This is a genomic window from Streptomyces sp. HSG2 (genome assembly GCF_016598575.1).
Lineage (GTDB): Bacteria > Actinomycetota > Actinomycetes > Streptomycetales > Streptomycetaceae > Streptomyces.
Genome location: NZ_CP066801.1, coordinates 3,978,704 through 4,001,199, shown reverse-complemented (window position 1 = coordinate 4,001,199; position 22,496 = coordinate 3,978,704). Strand labels below are relative to the sequence as shown.

Here is a 22,496-nt window from a genome sequence, read left to right as displayed (position 1 = left end):
TCCGACCGGGACCGACCCGTGTCGGCGACTCCGGAGGAGGGGGTCATGACCGAAGGACCCGGGGTGAATTCACCCGGGTCCTTCACACGCGCGCCGCGACGGTCTCCGGTCAGCCGGCGTTCTTGCCCACCACCGCCACACCCCAGAAAGCGCCGGTCAGCATCACGGCTGCGATCCCTCCGGTGACCGTCACACCCAAGAGGGCGACAAAGGGTTCGTGGACCGCCCGCCCCTCGCATTCTTCACGCAAATCGCCGAGGTATTCGGTGAGGTCCGTGACCTTCTCTTCGATCCTGTCCATTTCCGTTCCCATCTCCGTTCTCACGCCGTCCAATTTCCCTTACCGACAGGTGCGATCGCGTTTCCGCACGGTCATCCGTTGCAGGTGATGGTGTACGTGATGGCGCTTGCCCACGTGACCGCGATAAACCCGAAAGCGTACCCGGGAGTGGCCGTGATGACGCGTCGAGTCGGCCAGATCTCGCCCTTGTCGTTCTCGTTCAGTGCGTCGAACCTGGGATTGCTCAGATCGATTTTGGTGACGTCCACTGTCGCCTCCGCTCGTGTTGTCGCCGGTGACTTCGAGGCTAGACACTCATCGGGCGGGTACCGATCCCCCGAGTGAGCGTCCGAGAGGCGGACGCCGCGTGGCCCCCTGAGGGGAAGGCGGCCTCACCCCCCTGGCCGACAGGCTGCGGGCGAGACCACCGGGGGCGGGAAGCGGGTGCGGCGGACACGGGGCGGAGGGGCCCACGACGACATCGCGAACCAGGAGGAGGGCGACACCCGTCGCGCCCGGGGGCCAGTGGCGACGGGGCCGACGCGACGGCTCGCGACGCCGACCTTCCGGCCCCCCTCGCGTCGATCCGCGCCCGGCGGGGTCGGTGGTCGCCGTCGGGGACCGGAAAGGCGTCGACACGAACAGACCCGACGCGCTCGGTGCCCGCACCGGCCGTCGGCGGCCCGATCCCTGCCGCGTCGGCGAGGCGAGGGGGCGGGCCCGGCGGGTCAGGCGGGCCCGCCCACGCCGCTCGCGCGGCCCGCCTCTCCGCTCGCGCTCAGCCGGTCTCCCGCCAGGCGTTGGTGATCGGGAGTCGGCGGTCCTTGCCGAACCCCTTCGCCGAGATCTTCGTGCCCGGGGGGTACTGGCGGCGCTTGTACTCGGCCGTGTCGACCATGCGCAGCGTCCGGGTGACCAGGTCACGGTCGTATCCGGCGGCGACGATCTCGTCGGCCCCGAGGTCCCGGTCGACGTAGAGGTCGAGGATCGCGTCGAGCACCGGGTAGTCGGGCAGCGAATCGGTGTCCACCTGGCCGGGGCGCAGCTCAGCGCTGGGCGGCTTCTCGATCGAGTTCTCGGGGATCGGCGGGGTCTCCCCCCGTTCCCCGGCGACCCGGTTGCGCCATCGGGCCAACCGGAACACCGACGTCTTGTACACGTCCTTGATCGGGCCGAAGGCGCCGACGGAGTCGCCGTACAGCGTCGAGTAGCCGACGGCCAGCTCCGACTTGTTGCCCGGGGCCAGCACGATGTGGCCCTCCTGGTTGGAGACGGCCATCAGGGTCGTCCCCCGCAGCCGGGACTGGAGGTTCTCCTCCGCCAGCCCGGTCAGGGCGAGCGCCTCCATGTAGCTGTCGAACATCGGCTCGATCGACACCGTCCGGAACCGCAGCCCGGTGCGCCGTGCCAGCTCGGCGGCGTCGGCCCTGGAGTGGTCCGACGAGTACTTCGACGGCATCGACACGCCGTGGACGTTCTCCGCCCCCAGCGCGTCGCACGCCAGTGCCGCGACCAGGGCGGAATCGATACCGCCGGAGAGGCCGACGAGCACCGACCGGAATCCGTTCTTCTCGACGTACGCCCGCAGGCCGACCACCAGCGCCGCGTAGACCTCGGCGTCGTCGTCGAGTCGATCCGCCTCGCCCCCCGCGAGCCACCCCTCCTCGGCGGGGGCGGCCGGGCGCGAGGAGAGCACCGCTCGTTCGACGCGGAGGCCGTCCTCGACGACCCCGGTGGGGGCCTCGGGCAGGGCCTCGGGGAGCTCCAGGTCCAGCACCAGGCACTCCTCGGCGAACTGCGACGCCCGCGCGAGGACGTCCCCTGTCGCGTCCACCACGATCGAGTCACCGTCGAACACCAGCTCGTCCTGGCCCCCGATCATCGCCAGGTAGGCGGTCGTGCAGCCGGCCTCCTGCGCGCGCTTGCGGACCAACTCCAGTCGGGTGTCGTCCTTGTCCCGCTCGTAGGGGGAGGCGTTGACGGAGAGCAGCAGCCCCGCGCCGGCGGCCCGCGCGGCCGGCACCCGACCGCCGTCCTGCCACAGGTCCTCGCAGATCGCCAGGGCCACGTCGACGCCGCGCACGCGGACCACGGGCAGGGTGTCCCCCGGTACGAAGTACCGGAACTCGTCGAAGACGCCGTAGTTCGGCAGGTGGTGTTTGGCGAAGGTCATCACCACCTCGCCGCCGTGCAACACCGCCGCCGCGTTCTGCGGGGCGCCGGCCGGCTGACCGTACCTGGGGCGCGCGGTGTCCGCGCGGTCCAGATAGCCCAGGACCACCGGCACCTCGCCGAGCCCCTCCCGCGCGAGGCGCGCCGCCAGGGCGCGCAGCGCCTCGCGGGAGGCGGTCACGAAGGACGACCGGAGCGCGAGGTCCTCGACCGGGTACCCGGTCAGCGCCATCTCGGGGAACGCCACCAGGTGCGCGCCCCGCCCCGCGCACTCCCGGGTCCGGCGCAGAATCGTCTCGGCGTTTCCGGGTAGGTCGCCGACGCGGGTGTCGATCTGGTTCAGGGCGAGTCGTAGTCGAGGCACGAGCCCAGTGTAATCGTCAGTCCGACGCGATAGGGGCGGGGCGGCCCCGCCCCGGCGGTCGGCACCGTACGAATGGCCCGATCGAACATCCGACCCCTACGCTGCGAAGAGGCGTGGACGGTCGACACACGGGCCCTCGGGCCGGCCCGTCCGGGCGGCCGGGCCCGTCCGGACCTGCCCGGATCGCGGTCGGCAACGCGCGCGAAACGCGACTGTGGTGGGATGCTCGGGTGCCCGACCGCCTCCCGCGGCACCGGAGATGGGCGGCCTGACCGGCAAGGATGGGGAATCGGAAGATGGACAAGCAGCAAGAGTTCGTACTCCGGACCTTGGAGGAACGCGACATCCGCTTCGTGCGCCTGTGGTTCACGGACGTGCTGGGCTTCCTCAAGTCCGTGGCCGTGGCCCCGGCCGAGCTGGAGCAGGCGTTCGACGAGGGCATCGGCTTCGACGGTTCCGCGATCGAGGGGTTCGTCCGGGTCCACGAGTCCGACATGATCGCCAAACCCGACCCCTCCACGTTCCAGATCCTCCCGTGGCGCGCCGAGGCACCGGGCACGGCCCGGATGTTCTGCGACATCCTGATGCCGGACGGCTCGCCCTCCTTCGCGGACCCCCGCTACGTCCTCAAGCGTGCCCTGAACCGCACCTCCGACCTGGGCTTCACCTTCTACACCCACCCGGAGATCGAGTTCTTCCTGCTGAAGAACAAGCCCACCGACGGCTCGGTCCCCACCCCGGCCGACAACTCCGGCTACTTCGACCACACCCCGCAGAACATCGGCATGGACTTCCGCCGGCAGGCGATCACCATGCTGGAGTCGATGGGCATCTCGGTGGAATTCTCCCACCACGAGGGCGCCCCAGGTCAGCAGGAGATCGACCTGCGCTACGCGGACGCTCTCTCCACGGCCGACAACATCATGACCTTTCGGCTGGTCATGAAGCAGGTCGCGCTGGAGCAGGGTGTCCACGCCACGTTCATGCCCAAGCCGTTCTCCGAGCACCCGGGCAGCGGCATGCACACCCACCTGTCGCTCTTCGAGGGCGACCGCAACGCCTTCTACGAGTCCGGGGCGGAGTACCAGCTGTCCAAGGTGGGGCGGTCCTTCATCGCCGGCCTGCTCAGGCACGCCGCCGAGGTCTCCGCCGTCACCAACCAGTGGGTGAATTCCTACAAGCGCATCTGGGGCGGCTCCGAGCGCCCAGCCGGGGCGGGTGGCGAGGCACCGTCCTACATCTGCTGGGGTCACAACAACCGTTCGGCACTGGTCCGTGTGCCCATGTACAAGCCGGGCAAGACGGGCTCGGCCAGGATCGAGGTCCGCTCCCTGGACTCGGGCGCCAACCCCTACCTCTCCTACGCGCTCCTGCTGGCCGCGGGGCTGAAGGGCGTCGAGGAGGGGTACGAGCTGCCCCCCGGGGCGGAGGACGACGTCTGGGCGCTCTCCGACGCCGAGCGTCGGGCGCTGGGCATCGAGCCGCTGCCGCAGAACCTCGGCGAGGCACTCACCCTGATGCACCGCAGCGACCTCGTCGCCGAGACGCTCGGGGAGCACGTGTTCGATTTCTTTCTGCGGAACAAGAAGCAGGAGTGGGAGGAGTACCGGTCGGAGGTCACGGCGTTCGAGCTGCGCAAGAACCTGCCGGTGCTCTGAGGGCGGCGCCGTTCGTGTGAGGGTGGGCGGGGGGCCGCCCACCCGTCCGGCCCGCGCCCACCGGGCCGGCGGCGTCGACTCAGGAGGCCGCGTCGTCGAAGCTGACCCGTGCCGCCACCGGCAGGTGGTCGCTTCCCGTCGCGGGGAGCGTCCAGCTGGCTACGGGCTCCACGCCCTTGACCATGATCTGGTCGATTCGCGCCATGGGGAAGCTCGCGGGCCAACTGAACCCGAAGCCGTCGCCGGCCGCCCCCTGCGTGGAGCGCATCTGCGAGGTCACGGCCTGCAAGGAGCGGTCGTTCATGGTCCCGTTCAGATCACCGAGCAGTACCACCCGGTCCAGCCGCTCGCCGGTGATGGCCGCCCCCAGTGCGTCGGCGCTCTCGTCCCGCTGTCCGGCGGTGAACCCCGCCTCCAACCTCACGCGAACCGACGGAAGGTGGGCCACGTAGACGGCCACCCGTCCGGCGGGAGCGTCGACGGTGGCCCGCATCGCGCGCTCCCACCCCAACTCGATGTCGACCGACCGCGCGTCGCTCAGCGGGTACTTGCTCCACAGTCCCACCGTGCCGACCACCTCGTGGTACGGGTATCCGGAGGCCAGCGCCTCCTCGTAGGTCGGCACCGCCGATTCCTTCAGCTCCTCCAGGGCCAGTACGTCCGCGCCGGCAGCGGCCACCGCGCGGGCGGTGCCGCCGGGGTCGAGGTTGTCCGCGTTGACGTTGTGCGTGACCACCGTGAGGTCGCCGCCCGAGCCGGTCTTGTCGCTGAGCAGACCGCCGAACATGCTCAGCCAGACCACCGAGGGCACCATGACGGCGATCAGAGCCGAGGCGGACCTGCGCGCCAGCGCGACGATCAGCAGCAGCGGGACGGACAGCCCGAGCCACGGCAGGAACGTCTCGACGAGGCTGCCCAGGTTCCCGACGGTGTTCGGGATGAACGCGTGACCCGCCATCACCGCCGCGGACGCCAGGGCCAGGGCGGCGGTGATCAGGCCCCGGCGCCACGTCCGCCGCTCACGCCAGCCGGCGGCGTACCGGGCGAGCAGGCGTCGGAGGCGGTCGCCGCGGTGCACGGGCCGCGAGCCCTCGTCGTCCGTGTCCCTCACGTATGCCTGCTGCGCCATACCGTCGCCTCACTACCCGCCGTGCACACCTTCGCCCCCGCGCCCGGGAAGAACCCTAGGGGATGTTCGGTTCCGTTCCCGCCGTCCCGCGACGGCCCTACGGGCTTGAGACGAACGCGGCACGGTCCGGAGTTCCGCGTGCGAGGGGAGGAGCGGCGCCCGAGGGGACCGCGAGCCCCCGAGCACCCCCGACGGAGGCCCGCCCCCGAAGGGCCTCCCCCGGCACCCCGCACCCTCTGGCCGTGCATGGCACGAGGTGCCACTATGGAGCGGAGTCCGGGGACGCCGACAGGGTGCCTCGAGATGACGTGAAGGAGCCGTTGCCATGACGCAGCTTTCCGCTGCCCACGACCCGAGCCCTCCCCGGCCGGGCCGACCCGCCGAGGGGACGAAGACGCTCTACGGGGGCAAGGGCAGCCGCCGCCTCACGGTCCGCGACATCGTCGCGGCCAAGGAGCGCGGCGAGAAGTGGCCCATGCTTACCGCGTACGACGCGATGACCGCTTCGGTGTTCGACGAGGCGGGCATCCCGGTCCTCCTGGTCGGCGACTCCGCCGGCAACTGCCATCTGGGGTACGACACCACGGTGCCGGTCACCCTGGACCAGATGAGCATGCTCTCGGCCGCGGTGGTAAGGGGGACCAGCCGGGCCCTCGTCGTCGGCGACCTGCCGTTCGGGTCCTACCAGGAGGGTCCGACGCAGGCTCTGCGCTCGGCCACCCGACTGGTCAAGGAGGCCGGCGTGGGCGCGGTGAAGCTGGAGGGGGGCGAGCGCTCGCACCGGCAGATCGAGCTGCTGGTCGAGGCCGGCATCCCGGTGATGGCGCACATCGGGCTCACCCCCCAGTCCGTGCACACGATGGGCTACCGCGTCCAGGGCCGGGGCGAGGAGGCCGCTCAGCAACTCCTTCGGGACGCCAAGGCGGTGCAGGACGCCGGCGCCTTCGCGGTCGTCCTGGAGCTGGTTCCGGCGGAGTTGGCGGCGGAGGTGACCCGGGCCCTCCAGATCCCGACCGTCGGCATCGGGGCCGGCGCCGAGACCGACGCCCAGGTGCTGGTCTGGACCGACATGCTGGGCCTGACGGGCGGTCGGATGCCCAAGTTCGTCAAGCAGTACGCCGACCTGCGGCAGGTCATCGGCGGCGCGGCCCGGGCGTTCGCCGAGGACGTCGTCGGCGGAACGTTCCCTCAGGAGGAACACTCCGTCCACTGAGCCATCGCGGTACCACCGGGGCCCCGCCGGCCGTCCCCCTCGGCGGGGCCCCGCTCCGCGTCGGACATCGCGCGAGGCCGCCCCCTCGGCCCCGCTCGGACGGGCGGCGGCTACGGCGCCGCCAGGACGAACTCGCAGTCCCGCCAGGCCGCCGGGGTGAGCAGCGGGCGGAGCCGGGTGAACAGCTCCAGCAGCTCTCCTCCCCACCGACGCCGAAAGCCCTCGTCGACGCCGGCCACATCGAGTTCGTTGGCCGCGGTGAGCTCGGCGAAGTCCTCCCGTGGGCCGCGTGCGAGCGTGAAGGTCCGCCCGGTGAACCGGTCACGGAAGGACGCGCTCGCGTCGGTCAGCGCGGCGTAGGCGACCCGTCGGTCGCACCGGGCGTAGAGACGCACCAGGGACTCAGCCTCGGGCCCGACGGCGGCCCGCAGCCGCGCACGCTCAGCGAGCGGCAACAGTGGGACGGCGAAGCCGTCGGTTCCGTAGACGGCGTGGCACAGCCCCGCCAGTCGCAGGTCCGGGCGCGCGTCCCAGGAGGCGAGGCGCCGGTGGACACGGTCCAGGTGGGACAGGAGGGTGCCGCCGGGGTGGGGCAGGGTCTCCGCCCCCAGCTCGCGGAGAAGTTCCCGCGCCGCGTCGGCGCGGGCGGTTACGACGGTGGGACGGTCGGGTCGGGGCATGGTCGTTTCCTCTCGGTCCGGGGCGCTCGGAGGGGACGGGTCTCGGGAGTTCAGAGGGCCACGGCCGCGGCGGCGATCACACCGACCACGACGACCAGGCCGCGCAGGACGGCGGGCGGGAGGCGACGCCCCAGGCGCGCGCCGAGGATCCCTCCGACGGTGGCCCCGAGGGCGATGACGCCCGCGACCGCCCAGTCGACCTCCGCGACCGCCACGAAGACGACGGCGGCGACGCCGTTGACGATGGCGGCGAGCACGTTCTTGAGGGCGTTCAGGCGCTGGAGGTCGTCGCGGAGGAAGGTGCCGAGGAGGGCGATCAACAGGACGCCCTGCGCGGCGCCGAAGTAGCCGCCGTAGACGCCCGTTCCGAACACACCGGCCCACAGCGGCGCCGATCCGGACACGTCGCGCCGCTCCCCCCGGCGCCGGAACCACCGGCCGACCCTCGGTTGCAGGAGCACCAGGACACAGGCGAGCAGGATGAGGACGGGCACGGCGGCGCGGAAGACGTCCGCCGGGAGCGCCAACAGCAGGAGCGCCCCCACAAGACCGCCGCACAGAGCCGCGAGGCCGAGCCGGATCAGGCGGCCCCGCTGCCCGCGCAGTTCCCCTCGGTAGCCATAGGCGGCACCGAGCGAGCCGGGGACGAGCCCGATGGTGTTGGACACGTTGGCCAGGACGGGCGGATAGCCGAAGGCGAGCAGGGTGGGAAAGGTGATCAGTGTGCCCGACCCGACCACCGCGTTGACGCCGCCCGCGGCCACGGCCGCGGCCGCGATGGCCACTGTCTCGATTGTCTGCACGGAGTCCGCCTTCCGGGCGTGACGCGCGCCTGCGGGGGAGTCGGGAGGCGCGGGTGTGTCGTCGGGGTCGGGAGAAGTCTGGGGGCGGGGAAGACCGAGGGTCGGCACCCGCGCGGGCTCGGCGGCGTCCAGCGGCGCCGGGCACGCCCGGATCGCCGCCCGGGCCGTGAAGATCGTCGCCTGAGCGAAGAACCCAGTCAATCCTAGGGTTTTCTCATTGTCCCCCAAGCTGTAGCTTCACTCCGCATGACCCTCGACGATCTCCGCGTCTTCGTCGCCGTCTGCCGTGCCGGCAGCATCAGCGCCGTCGCCCGCGACCTGTCGCGTACACAGTCCGCCGTGAGCCAGCACGTCAGGCGGCTGGAGCGCGAGTGCGGCGTCCCGCTTCTGGAGCGCAGGCCACGCGGCGTGGTGCCCACCCCGGCCGGGCGAGTGCTCCATCGTGCGACGGCGGGCGGCCTCCGCGACATCGACCAGGCGTTGCGACGCCTCCGGGACATGGCACGGGGCGAGGGGGGGTCGGTCCTCGTCGCCACCGGCGCGACGACCGTCCGACACTTCATGTCCGAGGCCGTCGTCGCCTACCGCCGGCGACACCCTGGGGTGAGCCTGGAGTTCCGCACCGCGCACTCCAGCCGAGACTGCTTCGACGCCCTGCTGGCCGCCGAGGTCGACATCGCCTGGATCACGTCGGGCGAGCGGGTGCGCGGCATCGAGCAACGACCGGTTGTCGCGCTGCCCTGGGTCCTCGCGGTCGCCGCCGACGACCCGTGGGCGGCGCGGTCGCGGATCGACGTCGCGGACCTCGCGAGGACCCGCCTGATCGGACTCCCCGAGGACACCGCCTCCCGCTCGCACCTGGAGGCGTGGTTCGCGGCGTCCGGCGTCGAACCGGCCGCCTCCGACACCCGGGTCGCCGACTGGGACACCGCGATCCTGTTGGCCGAACTCGGTCTCGGCCACGCCGTCGTCCCCGACCTGCCGGGCTGGCACGGACCGGGCCGCCCGGGGCTGCGGCTGATCCCGCTGCCCGAGATCCCCCCGCTGCGGGCCGGCTGGGCCGTGCGCGACCGGGCCGCCCTCTCCTCGGCGGCCCGGGCCTTCGCCGACACGGTCGAGGACAGCTGCGCCGAGACCTTCCGGAGGCCCTAGCCGCCGGGGCGGACCACAGACCTCCGGTTCCGGAACTCGCCGCAGGTCAAGGGCTCTTGTCGGACGACTGTCGGAGGATTGTCGGTGGCATGGGGCATGCTGCCCGACATGACGCGAATCGACAACCACGGAGGGCCGGCGGAGGCCGCGATCACCGTGCGGGGGCTGGTCAAGCACTACGGCGAGACCAGGGCCCTGGACGGTGTCGATCTGGACGTGCGCGAGGGCACCGTGATGGGCGTGCTCGGACCGAACGGCGCGGGCAAGACCACTCTCGTCCGCATCCTGGCCACCCTGCTCGCCCCGGACGGAGGCGAGGCCACCGTCGCCGGCCGCGACGTGCGCCGCCAACCACGGGCACTGCGCCGGGCTATCGGACTGACCGGGCAGTACGCCTCGGTCGACGAGAAGCTCGCCGGCCGCGAGAACCTCTACATCATCGGGCGCCTGCTCGACCTGTCCCGCAAGGCCGCCCGAGCACGCGCCGACGAGCTGCTGGAGCGCTTCTCCCTCACGGAGGCCGCGACGCGCCCGGCCGGCACCTACTCCGGCGGGATGCGGCGTCGGTTGGACCTGGCCGCGTCGCTGGTCGGCCACCCCGAGGTCCTGTTCCTGGACGAGCCCACCACGGGCCTGGACCCGCGCACCCGCAACGAGGTGTGGGAGGAGGTCCAGCGCATGGTCGGGGACGGCGTCACGGTCCTGCTCACCACGCAGTACATGGAGGAGGCCGAGCAGCTCGCCTCGGAACTCACCGTCGTCGACCGCGGCAAGGTCGTCGCCGGAGGCGGCATCGAGGACCTCAAGGCCCGAGTGGGCGGCCGTACCCTGCGCATCCGACCGGTGGAGCCGGAGCGGGTCCGTCCGCTGGCCGACCGGCTCGACACGCTGGGCATCACCGGGATCGCCCGTTGCGCGGTGGACGCGGAGCGCGATTCCGTCCTCGTACCGATCCTCGGCGACGAGCAATTGACGGCCGTGGTGGCCGCGGTCGGGGACTCCGGCGTGACCGTCGCCTCGATCACCACCGAACTGCCGAGCCTAGACGAGGTCTTCCTCTCCCTCACCGGCCACCGCGCCGGCCGGGAGGAGGCGGCCGACGCGGTCGTACGCCAGGAGGTCGCCGTGTAAGGCCGCCCCCCGCCCAAGCGCGGTGAGTCCGTCGGTCGTCCGACGGACTCACCACCCGCCGCACGCCGTCCGGCCGGAAGCAACCTCCCCGGCCGGTGGTCGCGGAAGCCGCGTCGCCCCGGAGGCGACACACCCATGCCCGCCCCGCTCCGCGGGAGCCTCGCTCCGCCCCGACCCGAAGCCCGGGGCGCCCATGAAGGAGACCCGGTGAGTTCCACCGCCCTCGCGCCGCCGTCCACCGCCGACGCCCGCATCCCCCTCCGAGCCCATCTGCGGCACACGGGGGCCCTCGCCCGCCGCAACCTGCTGTGGATCAAGCAGGACCCCCAGTCGATGTTCGACGCCGTGCTGTTCCCGATCGTCTTCACCCTGCTCTTCGTGTACGTCTTCGGCGGCTCCATCGGGCAGGCGCTCGGCGGTGGCCAGGACGAGTACGTCCAGTACGTCATGCCTGGCATGATGGCGATGATGGGGCTGACGATGGCCCAGGGCGTCGGGACCGGCTTCAACCAGGACTTCAACGCCGGGGTCATGGACCGCTTCAAGTCGCTGCCGATCGGACGCGGTTCCGTACTGTTCGCCAAGATCGGCGTCGAGCTGCTGCGGATGCTGTTCGCCACGGCCGTCCTGTTGGTCGTCGGCCTCCTGGTGGGCTTCGACGTCGCCAACTGGCCGGGGCTGCTGGCCTCGGTGGCACTGTCCGCCGTCTTCGGCTCGTCCCTGATGTGGGTCTTCCTCACCCTCGGCGTGGTGATGAAGGACGCCCAATCGGTCCAGGCCATGGGCTTCCTGGTGCTGATGCCGCTGCAGTTCGGGTCTTCGATCTTCGCGCCGACCGAATCCATGCCGGGCTGGCTGGAGACCTTCACCCGGTACAACCCTCTCTCGAACCTCGCCGACGCCGCCCGCGGGCTGACCACCGGCGGACCGGTAGCCCAGGACCTGTGGATGGTCCTCGGCTGGTCGGCACTGCTGACGGCGGTCATGGCGCCGATCGCCATCCGGGCCTTCCGCACCAAGGACTGACGGTCCTCCCGGCCGTGGACGGCCCGCAGGACCGTCCCACCCCGGCGGCGTCGACCGCCCGAAGGTCCGGGGCACCGCGACAAGTGCGCCGCCGTCGCGGTGCCCCGGACCTCCTCAGCCGATCAGGGCGGCGGCTTCCTCGGGGCCGAGGCCGGCGCCCTCGGCTCGTGCGGCCTCGTAGGCCCGAGCGCCCAGGACCTCGCGGGCCCGCCTTTCGGCCCGGTCGCGACACCCGCGCTCCATCGCCGTGACGCAGCTCGCGCCGGACACGAGTTCCGCCGCGGCCCCGAGGCACCGGGCCCCGTCCCGGGCCCGGCTTCCCCCGTCCACCCCCACCAGGGCGAGAGCGGCGATGGACAGGTAGGCCGAGCGCACCTGCGAGGCCAGGACACCCGCCATCGGGTCCCGGGTCCGCTCCAGCGCGCGGGCGATCCTCACCAGCGCCTCCTCGTAGCGCTCTTCCACCGTGTCGACCAGGGCCTCCGAGGCCAGGATGAACGCGTCGAACACGGCGAAGTGCGTGATGGAGAACTCCTTGCGGAGCAGGGCCAGATGCTCCCGGGCCTCGGTGGTCCTGCCGGTGAAGGCCAGCCTGCCCGCGAGGAAGAGCCGCGCCGCGGGCAGAGCCGTGTTGTGCGCCGTCCCGGCCGTCCGCTCGATGACGTCCCGCAGGATCGACTCCCCTCGCTCCGCCTGCGTCTCGTCCCCCGAATCCACCAGCGCGCTGCCCAGACGGGCCCCGAGCACGGCCTCCTGGGCGTGGGCCCCCAGCCGTTCGGCGTACACGGCGGCGGCACCGTAGTCGGCGGCGGCGAGCAGGTGTCGGCCCCGGCGCTCGTGCACCTCGCCGCGGGCGGCGAGCGCCTCGGCGGTCCCCCAGGCGTCGCCCAGTCTCCGATACAACTCCAGGGACTCGTCCGCGTCGCGGACAGCCGCCTCCAGCCACTCCGCTCGTTGGACGAGGACGTTGGCGCGCATCTGGAGACCGCCCGCCAACTCCCAGCGGAAACCCGGGGCGTGCCGGGCGGTGCGCACCGAGGCGTCGAGGACGGCGCGAAGCCGGTCCAGGTCGCCGCCGAGCAGCAACGCGAAGAACCAGAGCCGTCCCGGGTGCCGGCAGGTCTGCGGCATCCCCGGCTCGTACGTGGCGGCGATCGCCGAGAGCTTGTCCCGCGCCTCGGGTCGATGCCACAGGTCGAATTCGGTGTCCAGGCAGGACAAGTGCGTCAGATGCACCCCACGCCGGGCCTCGATCAGGACCTCTCCGGTCATCGGGGGAGGCGAGGCCGTGCACGCCTCCCACACCGGCGTCGCGCGCCGAGCGGGCCCGCCGAACGGGTCCGGGCCGAGCGCCATGACCGCCGCGCACCACCCGCGCGCCTCCGCCCTCAGGTCCCGCATCTGCCAGTACCAGGACAGCGACAGGGCCAGCGACAGCGCCTCCTGTTCGTCGCGCTCGGCGACGGCGTGACGCAGTGCCCCGCGGAGGTTCTCGTACTCGCGCTCCAGCCGGCCGACGGCAAGGAGTTGCTCGGGACCCCGCAGCAGCGGGTCCGTGGTGCGCGCCAGTTCGCGGTAGTGGACGAGGTGCGCGCGGCGCGCGGCGGCCCGGCGCCCGGACTCGGCGAGCCGCTCGCCCGCGTATTCCGCGACCGTCTCCAGCAGTCGGTAGCGCATCTTTCCGTCGCTCGACGGGGCCGCCACCACCAGGGACTTGTCGACCAGCGAGCCGACCACCTCCAGGGCGTCCGGCCCGCAGACGGCCTCCGCCGCCTCCAGGTCGCATCCGCCGGAGAAGACGGAGAGGGCGGCGAGCACCCGTCGTTCGGCGGCGGCCAGCAGTTCCCAGGACCAGTCGACCACGGCTCTGAGCGTCTGTTGGCGGGGCAGGACGGTGCGGTTGCCGGAGGCGAGCAGCGGGAAGCGATCGTCGAGCCGGTCGGCGATCTGGCGGGGGGTGAGCATCCGCAACCGGGCCGCGGCCAGTTCGATGGCGAGCGGCAGTCCGTCCAGACGCCGGCAGATCTCCGCGCAGGACCGGAGGTCGTCCTCGACACGGAACCCGGGGCGGGCCGCTCCGCCGCGGTCGGCCAGCAGTCGCAACGCGGCCGGTTCGGGCAGCGGCTCCACGGGCCGGACCACCTCCCCCACCACGCCGAGCGGTTCCCGGCTGGTTGCCAGGACGGTCAGCCGCGGGCAACGGGAGAGCACCTCCTCGGCGAGGTCGGCCGCCGCGCCCACCACGTGCTCGCAGTTGTCCAACACGATCAGCATGCGGCGTCTCCCGCAGTGTTCGACGAGCCGGTCGACGGCGGTCTCCGGACGGTCGGCGGCGGCCCGCATCTCCTCGGCACCGGCGCCGTACAGGACGGTCTCACGGCCGCCGAGGGCCGTCAGGACGGCCTCGGGCACGGACTCCGGATCGTCGACCGGCGCCAGCTCCGCGAGCCACACCCCGTCCCGAGCGGGCTCCCCGGCGATCTCGGCGACCTCCTGGGCCAACCGCGTCTTGCCCGAGCCACCGGGCCCGAGCAGGGTGACCATGCGCCCGGAAGCCAGGTCGCGACGGAGGGTGTGGAGATCGGCGTCCCGGCCGACGAAGGAGTTCAGGCGAGCCCGGAGGTTGCCCTGGGGCCCGGCAGGCCACGGCCGTGACCGCGAGTCCGGGGGCCGCTCCCGCGGGCCCGGAGACCCGGGGTCGGCACCCGGGCCGGGGTCGGGGTCGAGCAGCGCCGAGTACAGGGCACGGAGTTCCGGGCCGGGGTCGGAGCCGAGTCGTTCGGCGAGATCCCGGCGCACCTCCTCGTAGGCGGCCAACGCCTCGGCGGGGCGCCCGGTGTCGCGCAACGCGCGCAACCGCAACGCCTGCAGGCTCTCGTCCAACGGATGCTCCGCGCACAGCGCGTCCAACTCGGGCAGGGCTCGGGCGGTGTGGCCCAGGTCGAGGGCGGCTGCCAGCAGGGCCCGCCGCGCCTCCCGACGACGCGTCTCCAACCGCGCCGACTCGGCACCCCGGTCGGGGAGATCGGCGAGCGCCGGATCCCGCCAGAGGGCCAGCGCCTCCTCCAACAGGCGAAGGGCCGTCCGCGGATCACCTCGGGCCAGTTCCCGGCAACCCTCGTCGGCGAGTCGGTGGAAGCGGTGCACGTCGATGTCGTCGGGCGGCACGGCCAGCCGGTAGCCGCCGACGACGGAGACGACCGCGTCGGCGCCGAGCAACCGGCGCAGCCTCCCCACCAGTGCCTGGAGCGCCGCCGGAGCGTCGGCCGGCGGCTCTGCTCCCCACACCTCCCGCACCAGCGTCCCGACCGGAACCGGACGGGAGGCGTCCAGCGCGAGGACGGTGAGCAGGGCGCGCAACCGCGCGCCGCCGACCGACAGGACGGTGCCGTCGGGGTGGAGTGCCTGGGTGGTGCCGAGAACGCGGTAGCGCATCCGGTCATTGTCCCGACGGTGGGCGGCCGGCGCGCCTGGGTTTTTCGGGCGGAGCGCCGAGCGGGCGGGCGCGTTCCCTGTGCGGGGAGGTCGCTCGTGGGGGGGGAGATGGGGCGGGGAGAGGGGTCCGCCCGTCCCGGTGCCTCGTCGCCGTTCGCGGCTTGGGTACCGTCGGGGGACGCGGCGAGCGGTCGCCGTCGCGCCCGAGCACAGGAGCCGGCCTCGATGACCACCACCACCGTCCGCCCCGGTGACCGGCGGGTCAGTCCGGTCTTCGTCGCGATCGTCGCCGTCATGTCGATGGCCGGGTGGGCGGCCTGGACGGGGTTCGCCGGGCGGCCGGGGGTCGCCGTGTTCCTGTTCGTCACGGCGGCGTGGGTGGTCTCGCTGTGTCTGCACGAGTACGCGCACGCCCGGACCGCGTTGCGGGGCGGGGACGAGTCGGTCGCGGCCAGGGGTTATCTCACCCTCGACCCGGCGCGGTACGCCCATCCGCTGCTGAGCGTCGCGCTGCCGGTGCTCTTCGTGATCATGGGTGGGATCGGGTTGCCGGGGGGCGCCGTCGTCGTCGACCGGGGGCGCGTCCGAAGCCGTGCGCGTCACAGCATGGTGTCGGCCGCCGGTCCCGCGACGAACGTCCTGTTCGCCCTGGCGTGCGCGGCGCCCTTCTGGCTGGGGGCCTCGGCCGGGCTGCCGCCGTCCTTCCGGCTCGCCCTCGCCTTCCTCGCTCTGCTCCAGGTGACCGCCGCGATCCTGAACTTCCTGCCGGTCCCGGGGCTGGACGGCTACGGCGTGGTCGAGCCCTGGTTGCCGCACCGAGTCCGGCGGCGGGTGGAGCCGTTCGCGCCGTTCGGTCTGCTGCTCGTGATCGGCCTGCTGTGGGTGCCGGAGGTCAACGGCGTGTTCTTCGGCGTGGTCGACGCCGTGCTGCGGGGGCTCGGGGTCGGCGGGGCGGACGCCTCCTGCGGCCTCGTGTTGTACCGGTTCTGGGAGTCCGGGGCCTTGTGCACGGTGTCCCCCTGAGCGTTCCGCTGGCTCCGGGGCCCGCCGCCGGCGAAGGCTCCCCCGGCGGTGGGCTCGAAGGCGGGAGACCGCTCAGTTCGTCGTGCCCGCCGGGGTCCGGCCGGCGTTCCGGGAGCGCTTGAGGTAGTACCAGCCCATGTTGGACGACACACCGGCCAGCAACACCCACACGACGCCCATCGGGACACTGCCCTGGACGAAGGAGACGACGGCCGCGACGACGGCGAGGGCGCACACGGCGAGGGAGAAGACGGCGAGGCGGGGCATGGGGATGGCTCCTCGGGGGACATTGCGGGCACTCCTGCTGCCCCCAGTGTCCCCCATGGGCTCAGACGTCCGTCACCCGCAGCCCGGCGTGCGCCTTGTACCTGCGGTTCGTCGCGATCAGGTTGGCCACCAGGGCCTCCACCTGGTGGGCGCCGCGCAGCCGCCCGGCGAAGACCCCGCGCATCCCGGGGATACGACCGGCGAGCGCCTGCACGGTCTCGACGTCCGCCCGCGCCTCGCCGAGCACCAGGACGTCGGTGTCGATCTCCTCGATCCCGGGGTCCGCCAGCAGGACCGCCGAGAGGTGGTGGAAGGCGGCGGTGACCCTGCTGTCGGGCAGCAGGGCCGCGGCCTGCTCCGCCGCGCTGCCCTCCTCCGGACGGAGGGCGTACGCGCCCCGCTTGTCGAAGCCCAACGGGTTCACGCAGTCGACGACGATCTTCCCGGCCAGTTCCGCGCGCAGCGAATCCAAGGTCTCCCGGTGCCCGTCCCAGGGGACCGCGACGATCACCACGTCGGCACGGCGGGCGGTGTCGGCGTTGTCGGCGCCCTCCACCCCGTGGCCCAATTCCTCGGCGGCGGCTCGCGCCCGCTCCGCGGACCGCGAGCCCACGATCACCCTCTGGCCGGCCTTGGCGAACCGATAGGCCAGGCCCCGGCCCTGCGGCCCCGTCCCGCCGAGCACGCCGACGACCAACCCGGAGACGTCGGGCAGGTCCCATGGGTCCTTGGCGGGGGCCTTCTGCGCGTCCTGTGCGGCGCTCTCGCTAGAGGTCATGCGCCGACTCTACGTGCGCGGACCGACACCCCGCCCGGCAGGTGGGCTCGGCCCGCGCCCCGGCCGGGCTCAGGGACCCTCGGGCGGCTCGGTGGGGACGTCGTGCCACCGAGGGTCGTTCTCCCAGCGGACGTTGCGCTCTCGGGCCTTCTCCATCGCGTGCTCGGCCTCGACGGACGACTGGTAGGGGCCGAGACGGTCCTTGGCCGGGCACTCCGGCCCCTCCTCGACCTTGCCGTGCTCCAGGCAGTAGTACCACTCGCCCGGCTTGCCCACCGCGCGCTTCTTCTTGAACAGCCCCATGACCGGCTCCTTTCGCCAGAGGACAGAGTGCCCCGCACCCGCTGGTTAGACTCGCTGGCATGTCTGGCCAGTCGCTGCTCGTCCCAGGGGAGCTGTCTCCCACCCGTCCCGTGCCCGGAAACATCCGCCGGCCCGAGTACGTCGGCAAGTCCGCGCCGACGCCCTACACAGGTCCGGAGGTGCAGACCCCCGAGACGATCGAGGCGATGCGGGTGGCCGGTCGGATCGCGGCGCGGGCGATGGCCGAGGCGGCCAAGCTGATCGCGCCGGGAGTGACCACGGACGAACTGGACCGGGTCGCCCACACCTACATGTGCGACCACGGGGCATACCCCTCCACACTCGGCTACCGGGGCTTTCCCAAGTCGCTCTGCGCGTCGGTGAACGAGGTGATCTGCCACGGCATCCCCGACTCGACGGTCCTCCGCGACGGCGACATCGTCAACCTCGACGTGACCGCCTACATCGGCGGCGTGCACGGCGACAACAACGCCACGTACCTGGTGGGCGAGGTGGACGAGGAGAGCCGGCTCCTGGTGGAGCGGACCCGGGAGTCCCTCGCCCGTGCCGTCAAGGCGGTGCGACCGGGACGCCGGATCAACGTGATCGGTCGCGTCATCGAGTCGTACGCCAAGCGCTTCTCCTACGGTGTGGTGCGGGACTTCACGGGTCACGGGATCAACAGCGCCTTCCACTCGGGGCTGATCGTCCCGCACTACGACAGCCCCCACGCGACCACCCTGATCGAGCCGGGCATGACGTTCACCATCGAGCCGATGTTGACGCTCGGCACCCACGAGTACGACACGTGGGATGACGGTTGGACCGTGGTGACGAAGGACCGGAAGCGCACCGCGCAGTTCGAGCACACCCTGGTGGTGACCGACACCGGCGCGGAGATCCTCACTCTTCCCTGATCCCGGTGGGCGTGGACCCCGGGAGGCGGAAGCCGCCCGAGGAGTGTGGCCACGCCCGGCCCCCGAGGTCGCGGACCGGCGGGTTGTTCTCCAGACGGACTCGCCCGCCGATCTCCACCCAGCCGTCGGGCTGCGGCGCGGTGAGGATCTGGGAGCCGGCGCTCTGGACGACGTTGAGGGCCCGGTCGAGCCGACTGGTGAGCAACAGGGCGGCGACGCTGGCCTCGGGACCGTCGATCGGCCCCGGCCGCCCCGCGTCGCGGGGCGCCGCCTCCCCGGGGAAGACGCGCGCCCGGACACGGCCGGCGGCCATGTCCTCCCATGCCCAGGCGGAGCCGCGTGGGGCGACACCACCGTCGGGCGCTCCGGCGAGGGTCTCGGCGTCGATCGCCCGTGCGGCGGTCGCGTCGACCTCCTCGACGCTCGCGCAGGCGCTCAGCGAGTGGGCGGGGGCCCACTCCGCCCGCGCCTCGACCCAGCTGAACTCGCCGTCCTGCCGCGCGCCCATCACCCCGGCGGGGGTGACGAGTTCGGGTACGTCAAGCAGCCAGGCCGTGCCGACGTACGCCTGTCCGGCGAAGCCCGGACGGCCCGCCGGGGTGTGCACGTCGATCACCCCGCGCTCCGGGTCGTCGACGAACACGATCTGCCCATAACCGAGTTCGGCGGCGAGCCGCCGACGGGCGCCGGGTTGGGGGAGCGCGGCACCGTCTCGGACGATGGCGAGCCGGTGGCCTTGCTCGCCGGTGCCGGCGAAGAAGACCCGGACGACGTCGTGTGCGGGTGCGGATACGGCCATTCCGGCATTGAAGCAAAGGCGGAGGAACGACGGGGCGGGGAGGCCTCCCCCGGCTCCGCCCCCGGACCGGGCCCGAGTTCGTCGTGGTCGCCGGGTAGGGTGCCACATCGGGGAAGGGGGCAAGCCATGAGCGGGGATCGCGACGTCCGCCGTCGACGCGGGTCGGCCCGGGCCCTGGCACTGTCGACGGCGGCGGCCGTCCTGGCGGTGCCGACGAGCGGATGCGTGGTGGTGCACGGAGAACGCGCGGTCCTGCCCGCGGCGACGCGCGCCGAGGCCACGGCCGCCCTGGAGCGGTTCACCACGGCCTACAACGAGGCGGACCGGGCCTACGATCCCTCCCTGGACGCCCCGGTCACCACCGGCGCCCTCGCCGACATCGACTCGGCGCGGCTGAGGGCCGGTGCCGCCCGACACCCCGACGGCAACCCGAGGCACACCCCGCTGGAACTGACGGACGTGCGGTACACGATCCCCAAGAAGGCCGGTTGGCCGCGCTGGTTCGTCGCCGACGCGCTCGGCGACAAGGGCGGGGACGCCCGCTGGCTGCTGGTGTTCACCCGGGACGGGATCGACGAAGCCTGGGAGGCCGCCTACCTGGCGCTGGTCGAACCCGACTCGCTGCCCGAGGTCCCGACGGACGAGGACGGATGGGCGGAGGCCGTGCCCGCCGAATCCTCCGAACCGACCATATCGCCGGGGGAGTTGAGCGAGGCCTACACAGGCTATCTCCAGGAGGGCGGGGCGGGTTTCGCGGACGGCCCGCACACCAGCGCCTGGCGGGAGCTGCGAGAGAAGCGGGAGAGCCGGCCGGGTCTGGCCCGGCAGTACATCGACGAGCCGCTGGACGGCGGCGACTACGTCCCCTTGGCGGTGCGCACCAAGGGCGGCGGCGCGCTGGTGTTCTTCGCCACCCGACACTACGAGAAGCAGACCGCCGCGCGGGGCGCCACCGTCCCCACGCCCAACCAGGACGTACTGGCCCTGACGGAGGGCACGATCGAGGGGGCGCTGACCATGGAGTTCGTCTCGAACGCGGTGGCCTTGATCCCTCCGGCGGGGGCCGCCGGGGAAGAGGTGAGGGTCCTCGGGCGGGTGCAGGGGCTGACGTCCGCGCGGGGCGAGTGACCCGGCCGCGGGGCGGTGCCGGTCGTCAGTGCCGCGTCCGGGCCGCCCCGGCGGGATCGACTCCCCCGCCGCCCAGAGCCTCGGCCTCCGCGCGGGCGTGCCGGACGCAGGCGTCGGTCAGCGCCTCCAGCAGCGTCAGCGGGTCCGGCAGTGGGTGCTCCGGGCCGCGTACCCAACGCACGTGCCTCCCGCCCGGCATCCGGGCGGGAGGCACGAGGACGTAGGACCCGCGGCAGTGCCAGCGAAGGCCGGGGTGTTCGTCCATGGTCTCGGGCCGGCAGTCCAGCTCGCAGGGCCACCATTCGTCCTCGTCCTCGGGGGTGCCCCGGGTGAGGGTGAAGAACAGGGCGCGGCCGTCGTCGCTCTCGGCGACCGGTCCGACCTCGACACCGGACTCGCGCAGCCGCCGCAGTGCCGCGCGGCCCGCCGCGAGGGGCACGTCGAGGACGTCGTGCGTCATGCCCGTGGCGGTGACGAAGTTGGCCTGGGGCTGGTGCCGGGACCATCGCTCGATCTGCCCCCGGTCGGTGGTCGACTGGGTCTGCCAGGCGAACGAGATCGGGTGTCGGGCGGGTGTGGGGCATCCCACACGATCGCAGGAGCACAGGTAACCCGCCGGATGCGCGGCGGGTACGAGGGGGAGTCCCGCCCCGGCCGCGGCGAGCAGCAGCGCCTCGCGGCCGTCGTCCTCGGCCGCGTGTCGGGGTCGACGGCCGCGCAGCCATCGGGAGAGCCTGCCCTGCCGGCCACCCGGGCCGCCGAACTCCGTGCTCATCTACCGCCTCGCCTCGCCGTCGTGCGCTCCAGCATGCCTCATCGTCCCACCGAACGGAGCAACGCATGGCGGAGGGGCGTATTCCGCAAGTCCGGCGCGAACCGGACGATCACGGCGGCCAGGTGTCGCCCCAGTGCACGTCCCTCGCCGCCCGGTACGGCTCGCCCTGCCGCCTGGTCACCGTGACCCCTCGCAGCTCGCCCTCGGGGCCGCACAGATCGAGGAGGACCCGCCCCTTCAGGATCCTGGGGCGCCGGACCACGCGCGCCGGGCCCTGCTCGGCGGGCGGCGCCGCCGCGGGCGGGCGCACCGCGGCGACATAGCTGAACTTCTCGTCCTCCCAGGCCAGCGACCCGCCCTTGACCTGTCGGTGCAGCGAGGAGCGGCCGACCCGGACCGAGAAGTGACACCAGTCGACGCCGGGCGCGATCGGGCAGGCGGCGCTGTGCGGGCAGGGCGCGGCGATGTGGAAGCCGGCGCCGATCAGCCGCTCTCGGGCCTCGATCGTCCGGGCATACCCGGCGGGCGTGCCGGCCTCCACGATCACGACCGCCCGCGCCGCCCGCGCGGTCGCGTCGACGAGGGCGGTCCGGTCGTCGGGCGTCAGCTCGTTGAGGACGTAGGAGACGGTGACGAGGTCGGTGTCGGGCAACACGAGGTCGGGCCCGATCCGGGCCCGACTCCAGGCCACATCCCGGAGGGCGGGTTCGGCGGCGGCGATCTCACGACCGAGCGCGAGGGCCGGCGCGGACCAGTCGAACACCGTCACCGGTCGGCCGCCTCCCCAGACGGCGTGCGCCGCCCAGACGGCCGCCCCGGTGCCGCCGCCCACGTCGACGTGGCTGCCCGGCGTCCGGTCCGGCGCGGCGCGGTCGAGGGCCCGGAGGGCCGCCCGCACCGCCTCGAAGGTCGCGGGCATCCGGTAGGCGGCGTAGGCGGCGACGTCGGCGGTGTCACGCAGGATCGGGGCGTCGGTGGGGGTCGCGCCCCGGTAGTGGGAGACGAGACGCTCCACGGCGCGCGCGGTCCGCCGCGGCGGAAGACCGTCGAGCGACCGGGCCAAGGCGGCCCGCAGGGAGTCGGCGGGGGCGGCGGGGGCGTTCACCCGGTGATTCTATCGGCGCCCCGAGGCCGGAACGGGCCGCCTCGGGCGGGGGTCCGGGGCCACCGGAGAAGGCGCGCCGCCGCGCGACCAGCCCGGACGGGCGCTAGGCCGCAGTGGCACGGGCGAAGCCCAGCACCACCACGACGAAGGCCATCGTCGCGCTGGCCGGTACCGCCAGCACCACCGCCGGGATACGGATCTCGGCGCCGGGGTCGTCCTCGCGCAGGGGCTCTTCGGGAAGGCGTACGTAGGCCATGTCGTCCTCTCGACAGGTCGGCTGGGACGCTTTCGACTCCAGGAACGGGCGAATCGCCGCGTATCCTCCGTTTCGCCCGACTTCGCGGGCCGGACGGAGGGT

22 protein-coding genes are annotated in these 22,496 nt (G+C 73.0%); 8 read left to right on the top strand and 14 right to left on the bottom strand.

Features of this window, described 5'->3' with window-relative positions; all coding sequences use genetic code 11:
* Nucleotides 1–109: 109 nt before the first annotated feature.
* The 3 genes from JEK78_RS17290 to JEK78_RS17280 form a co-directional block, all read right to left on the bottom strand.
* Nucleotides 110–301, bottom strand: coding sequence for a hypothetical protein (locus JEK78_RS17290; protein ID WP_200260471.1), 192 nt, complete (start codon nt 299–301; stop codon nt 110–112).
* Nucleotides 302–372: 71 nt separating this feature from the next.
* Entirely contained in the window at nt 373–549 is a 177-nt protein-coding gene (locus tag JEK78_RS17285; RefSeq protein ID WP_200260468.1) for a hypothetical protein, read from the bottom strand.
* A 509-nt stretch (nt 550–1,058) separates the two neighbouring features.
* Nucleotides 1,059–2,816 carry an NAD+ synthase gene (locus JEK78_RS17280; RefSeq protein ID WP_200260465.1) on the bottom strand — a complete coding sequence of 586 codons (1,758 nt, stop codon included), beginning with the start codon at nt 2,814–2,816 and terminating at the stop codon, nt 1,059–1,061.
* A gap of 296 nt (nt 2,817–3,112) precedes the next feature.
* Here JEK78_RS17280 and JEK78_RS17275 point away from each other — a divergent pair, with 296 nt between their 5' ends.
* Entirely contained in the window at nt 3,113–4,474 is a 1,362-nt protein-coding gene (locus JEK78_RS17275; protein WP_200260462.1) for a glutamine synthetase family protein, read from the top strand.
* 79 nt (nt 4,475–4,553) lie between these two features.
* Here JEK78_RS17275 and JEK78_RS17270 read toward each other — a convergent pair whose 3' ends face one another.
* Nucleotides 4,554–5,603, bottom strand: a complete 1,050-nt coding sequence (locus JEK78_RS17270) for an endonuclease/exonuclease/phosphatase family protein (protein WP_200260458.1) — start codon at nt 5,601–5,603, stop codon at nt 4,554–4,556.
* A gap of 325 nt (nt 5,604–5,928) precedes the next feature.
* Here JEK78_RS17270 and panB point away from each other — a divergent pair, with 325 nt between their 5' ends.
* Complete coding sequence (panB, locus tag JEK78_RS17265) at nt 5,929–6,816, top strand: 3-methyl-2-oxobutanoate hydroxymethyltransferase (protein ID WP_200260455.1); 888 nt, start codon at nt 5,929–5,931, stop codon at nt 6,814–6,816.
* Nucleotides 6,817–6,926: 110 nt separating this feature from the next.
* Here the strand turns inward: panB and JEK78_RS17260 are convergent, their stop codons facing one another.
* Nucleotides 6,927–7,496, bottom strand: coding sequence for a DUF6817 domain-containing protein (locus JEK78_RS17260; RefSeq protein ID WP_200260453.1), 570 nt, complete (start codon nt 7,494–7,496; stop codon nt 6,927–6,929).
* A 50-nt stretch (nt 7,497–7,546) separates the two neighbouring features.
* The gene (locus JEK78_RS17255) at nt 7,547–8,299 is read right to left on the bottom strand and encodes a sulfite exporter TauE/SafE family protein (protein ID WP_200260450.1); all 753 of its coding nucleotides are present in this window, start codon (nt 8,297–8,299) and stop codon (nt 7,547–7,549) included.
* Between the two features lie 246 nt (nt 8,300–8,545).
* Here JEK78_RS17255 and JEK78_RS17250 point away from each other — a divergent pair, with 246 nt between their 5' ends.
* The 3 genes from JEK78_RS17250 (at nt 8,546) to JEK78_RS17240 (ending at nt 11,608) form a co-directional block, all read left to right on the top strand.
* Entirely contained in the window at nt 8,546–9,451 is a 906-nt protein-coding gene (locus JEK78_RS17250) for a LysR family transcriptional regulator (RefSeq protein ID WP_200260447.1), read from the top strand.
* Between the two features lie 108 nt (nt 9,452–9,559).
* Entirely contained in the window at nt 9,560–10,582 is a 1,023-nt protein-coding gene (locus JEK78_RS17245; RefSeq protein WP_200264221.1) for an ATP-binding cassette domain-containing protein, read from the top strand.
* Nucleotides 10,583–10,789: 207 nt separating this feature from the next.
* Nucleotides 10,790–11,608: an ABC transporter permease gene (locus JEK78_RS17240; protein WP_242483123.1), complete on the top strand. Its 819-nt coding sequence runs from the start codon at nt 10,790–10,792 to the stop codon at nt 11,606–11,608.
* A 114-nt stretch (nt 11,609–11,722) separates the two neighbouring features.
* On the opposite strand, the gene JEK78_RS17235 is transcribed toward JEK78_RS17240, so the two are convergent.
* The gene (locus tag JEK78_RS17235; protein ID WP_200260441.1) at nt 11,723–15,043 is read right to left on the bottom strand and encodes a BTAD domain-containing putative transcriptional regulator; all 3,321 of its coding nucleotides are present in this window, start codon (nt 15,041–15,043) and stop codon (nt 11,723–11,725) included.
* A gap of 225 nt (nt 15,044–15,268) precedes the next feature.
* On the opposite strand from JEK78_RS17235, the gene JEK78_RS17230 reads away from it, so the two are divergent.
* Nucleotides 15,269–16,066 carry a site-2 protease family protein gene (locus JEK78_RS17230; RefSeq protein ID WP_200260438.1) on the top strand — a complete coding sequence of 266 codons (798 nt, stop codon included), beginning with the start codon at nt 15,269–15,271 and terminating at the stop codon, nt 16,064–16,066.
* A 72-nt stretch (nt 16,067–16,138) separates the two neighbouring features.
* On the opposite strand, the gene JEK78_RS17225 is transcribed toward JEK78_RS17230, so the two are convergent.
* The 3 genes from JEK78_RS17225 to JEK78_RS17215 form a co-directional block, all read right to left on the bottom strand.
* Entirely contained in the window at nt 16,139–16,333 is a 195-nt protein-coding gene (locus tag JEK78_RS17225) for a hypothetical protein (RefSeq protein WP_200260436.1), read from the bottom strand.
* Nucleotides 16,334–16,394: 61 nt separating this feature from the next.
* Nucleotides 16,395–17,111 carry an NADPH-dependent F420 reductase gene (gene npdG, locus JEK78_RS17220; protein ID WP_200260433.1) on the bottom strand — a complete coding sequence of 239 codons (717 nt, stop codon included), beginning with the start codon at nt 17,109–17,111 and terminating at the stop codon, nt 16,395–16,397.
* A gap of 69 nt (nt 17,112–17,180) precedes the next feature.
* Nucleotides 17,181–17,414, bottom strand: a complete 234-nt coding sequence (locus JEK78_RS17215; RefSeq protein ID WP_200260430.1) for a hypothetical protein — start codon at nt 17,412–17,414, stop codon at nt 17,181–17,183.
* A gap of 59 nt (nt 17,415–17,473) precedes the next feature.
* Between JEK78_RS17215 and map the strand changes: the two genes are divergently transcribed.
* Nucleotides 17,474–18,331 carry a type I methionyl aminopeptidase gene (map, locus tag JEK78_RS17210; RefSeq protein ID WP_200260427.1) on the top strand — a complete coding sequence of 286 codons (858 nt, stop codon included), beginning with the start codon at nt 17,474–17,476 and terminating at the stop codon, nt 18,329–18,331.
* Here the strand turns inward: map and JEK78_RS17205 are convergent.
* The gene (locus JEK78_RS17205; RefSeq protein ID WP_242483122.1) at nt 18,318–19,130 is read right to left on the bottom strand and encodes a PhzF family phenazine biosynthesis protein; all 813 of its coding nucleotides are present in this window, start codon (nt 19,128–19,130) and stop codon (nt 18,318–18,320) included. The two genes, map and JEK78_RS17205, sit on opposite strands and share 14 nt — an antisense overlap.
* 126 nt (nt 19,131–19,256) lie before the next feature.
* Here JEK78_RS17205 and JEK78_RS17200 point away from each other — a divergent pair, with 126 nt between their 5' ends.
* Nucleotides 19,257–20,258 (top strand): hypothetical protein, encoded by a 1,002-nt coding sequence (locus JEK78_RS17200; protein ID WP_200260424.1) that lies wholly within the window; start codon nt 19,257–19,259, stop codon nt 20,256–20,258.
* 25 nt (nt 20,259–20,283) lie between these two features.
* Here the strand turns inward: JEK78_RS17200 and JEK78_RS17195 are convergent, their stop codons facing one another.
* From JEK78_RS17195 to JEK78_RS17185, 3 genes are all read right to left on the bottom strand, one after another.
* A complete protein-coding gene (locus JEK78_RS17195) occupies nt 20,284–21,033 on the bottom strand; it encodes a bifunctional DNA primase/polymerase (RefSeq protein WP_200260421.1) in 750 nt (249 codons plus the stop codon).
* A gap of 109 nt (nt 21,034–21,142) precedes the next feature.
* Complete coding sequence (locus JEK78_RS17190; RefSeq protein WP_200260418.1) at nt 21,143–22,138, bottom strand: small ribosomal subunit Rsm22 family protein; 996 nt, start codon at nt 22,136–22,138, stop codon at nt 21,143–21,145.
* A gap of 103 nt (nt 22,139–22,241) precedes the next feature.
* Complete coding sequence (locus JEK78_RS17185) at nt 22,242–22,394, bottom strand: hypothetical protein (protein ID WP_200260414.1); 153 nt, start codon at nt 22,392–22,394, stop codon at nt 22,242–22,244.
* Nucleotides 22,395–22,496 lie beyond the last annotated feature (102 nt).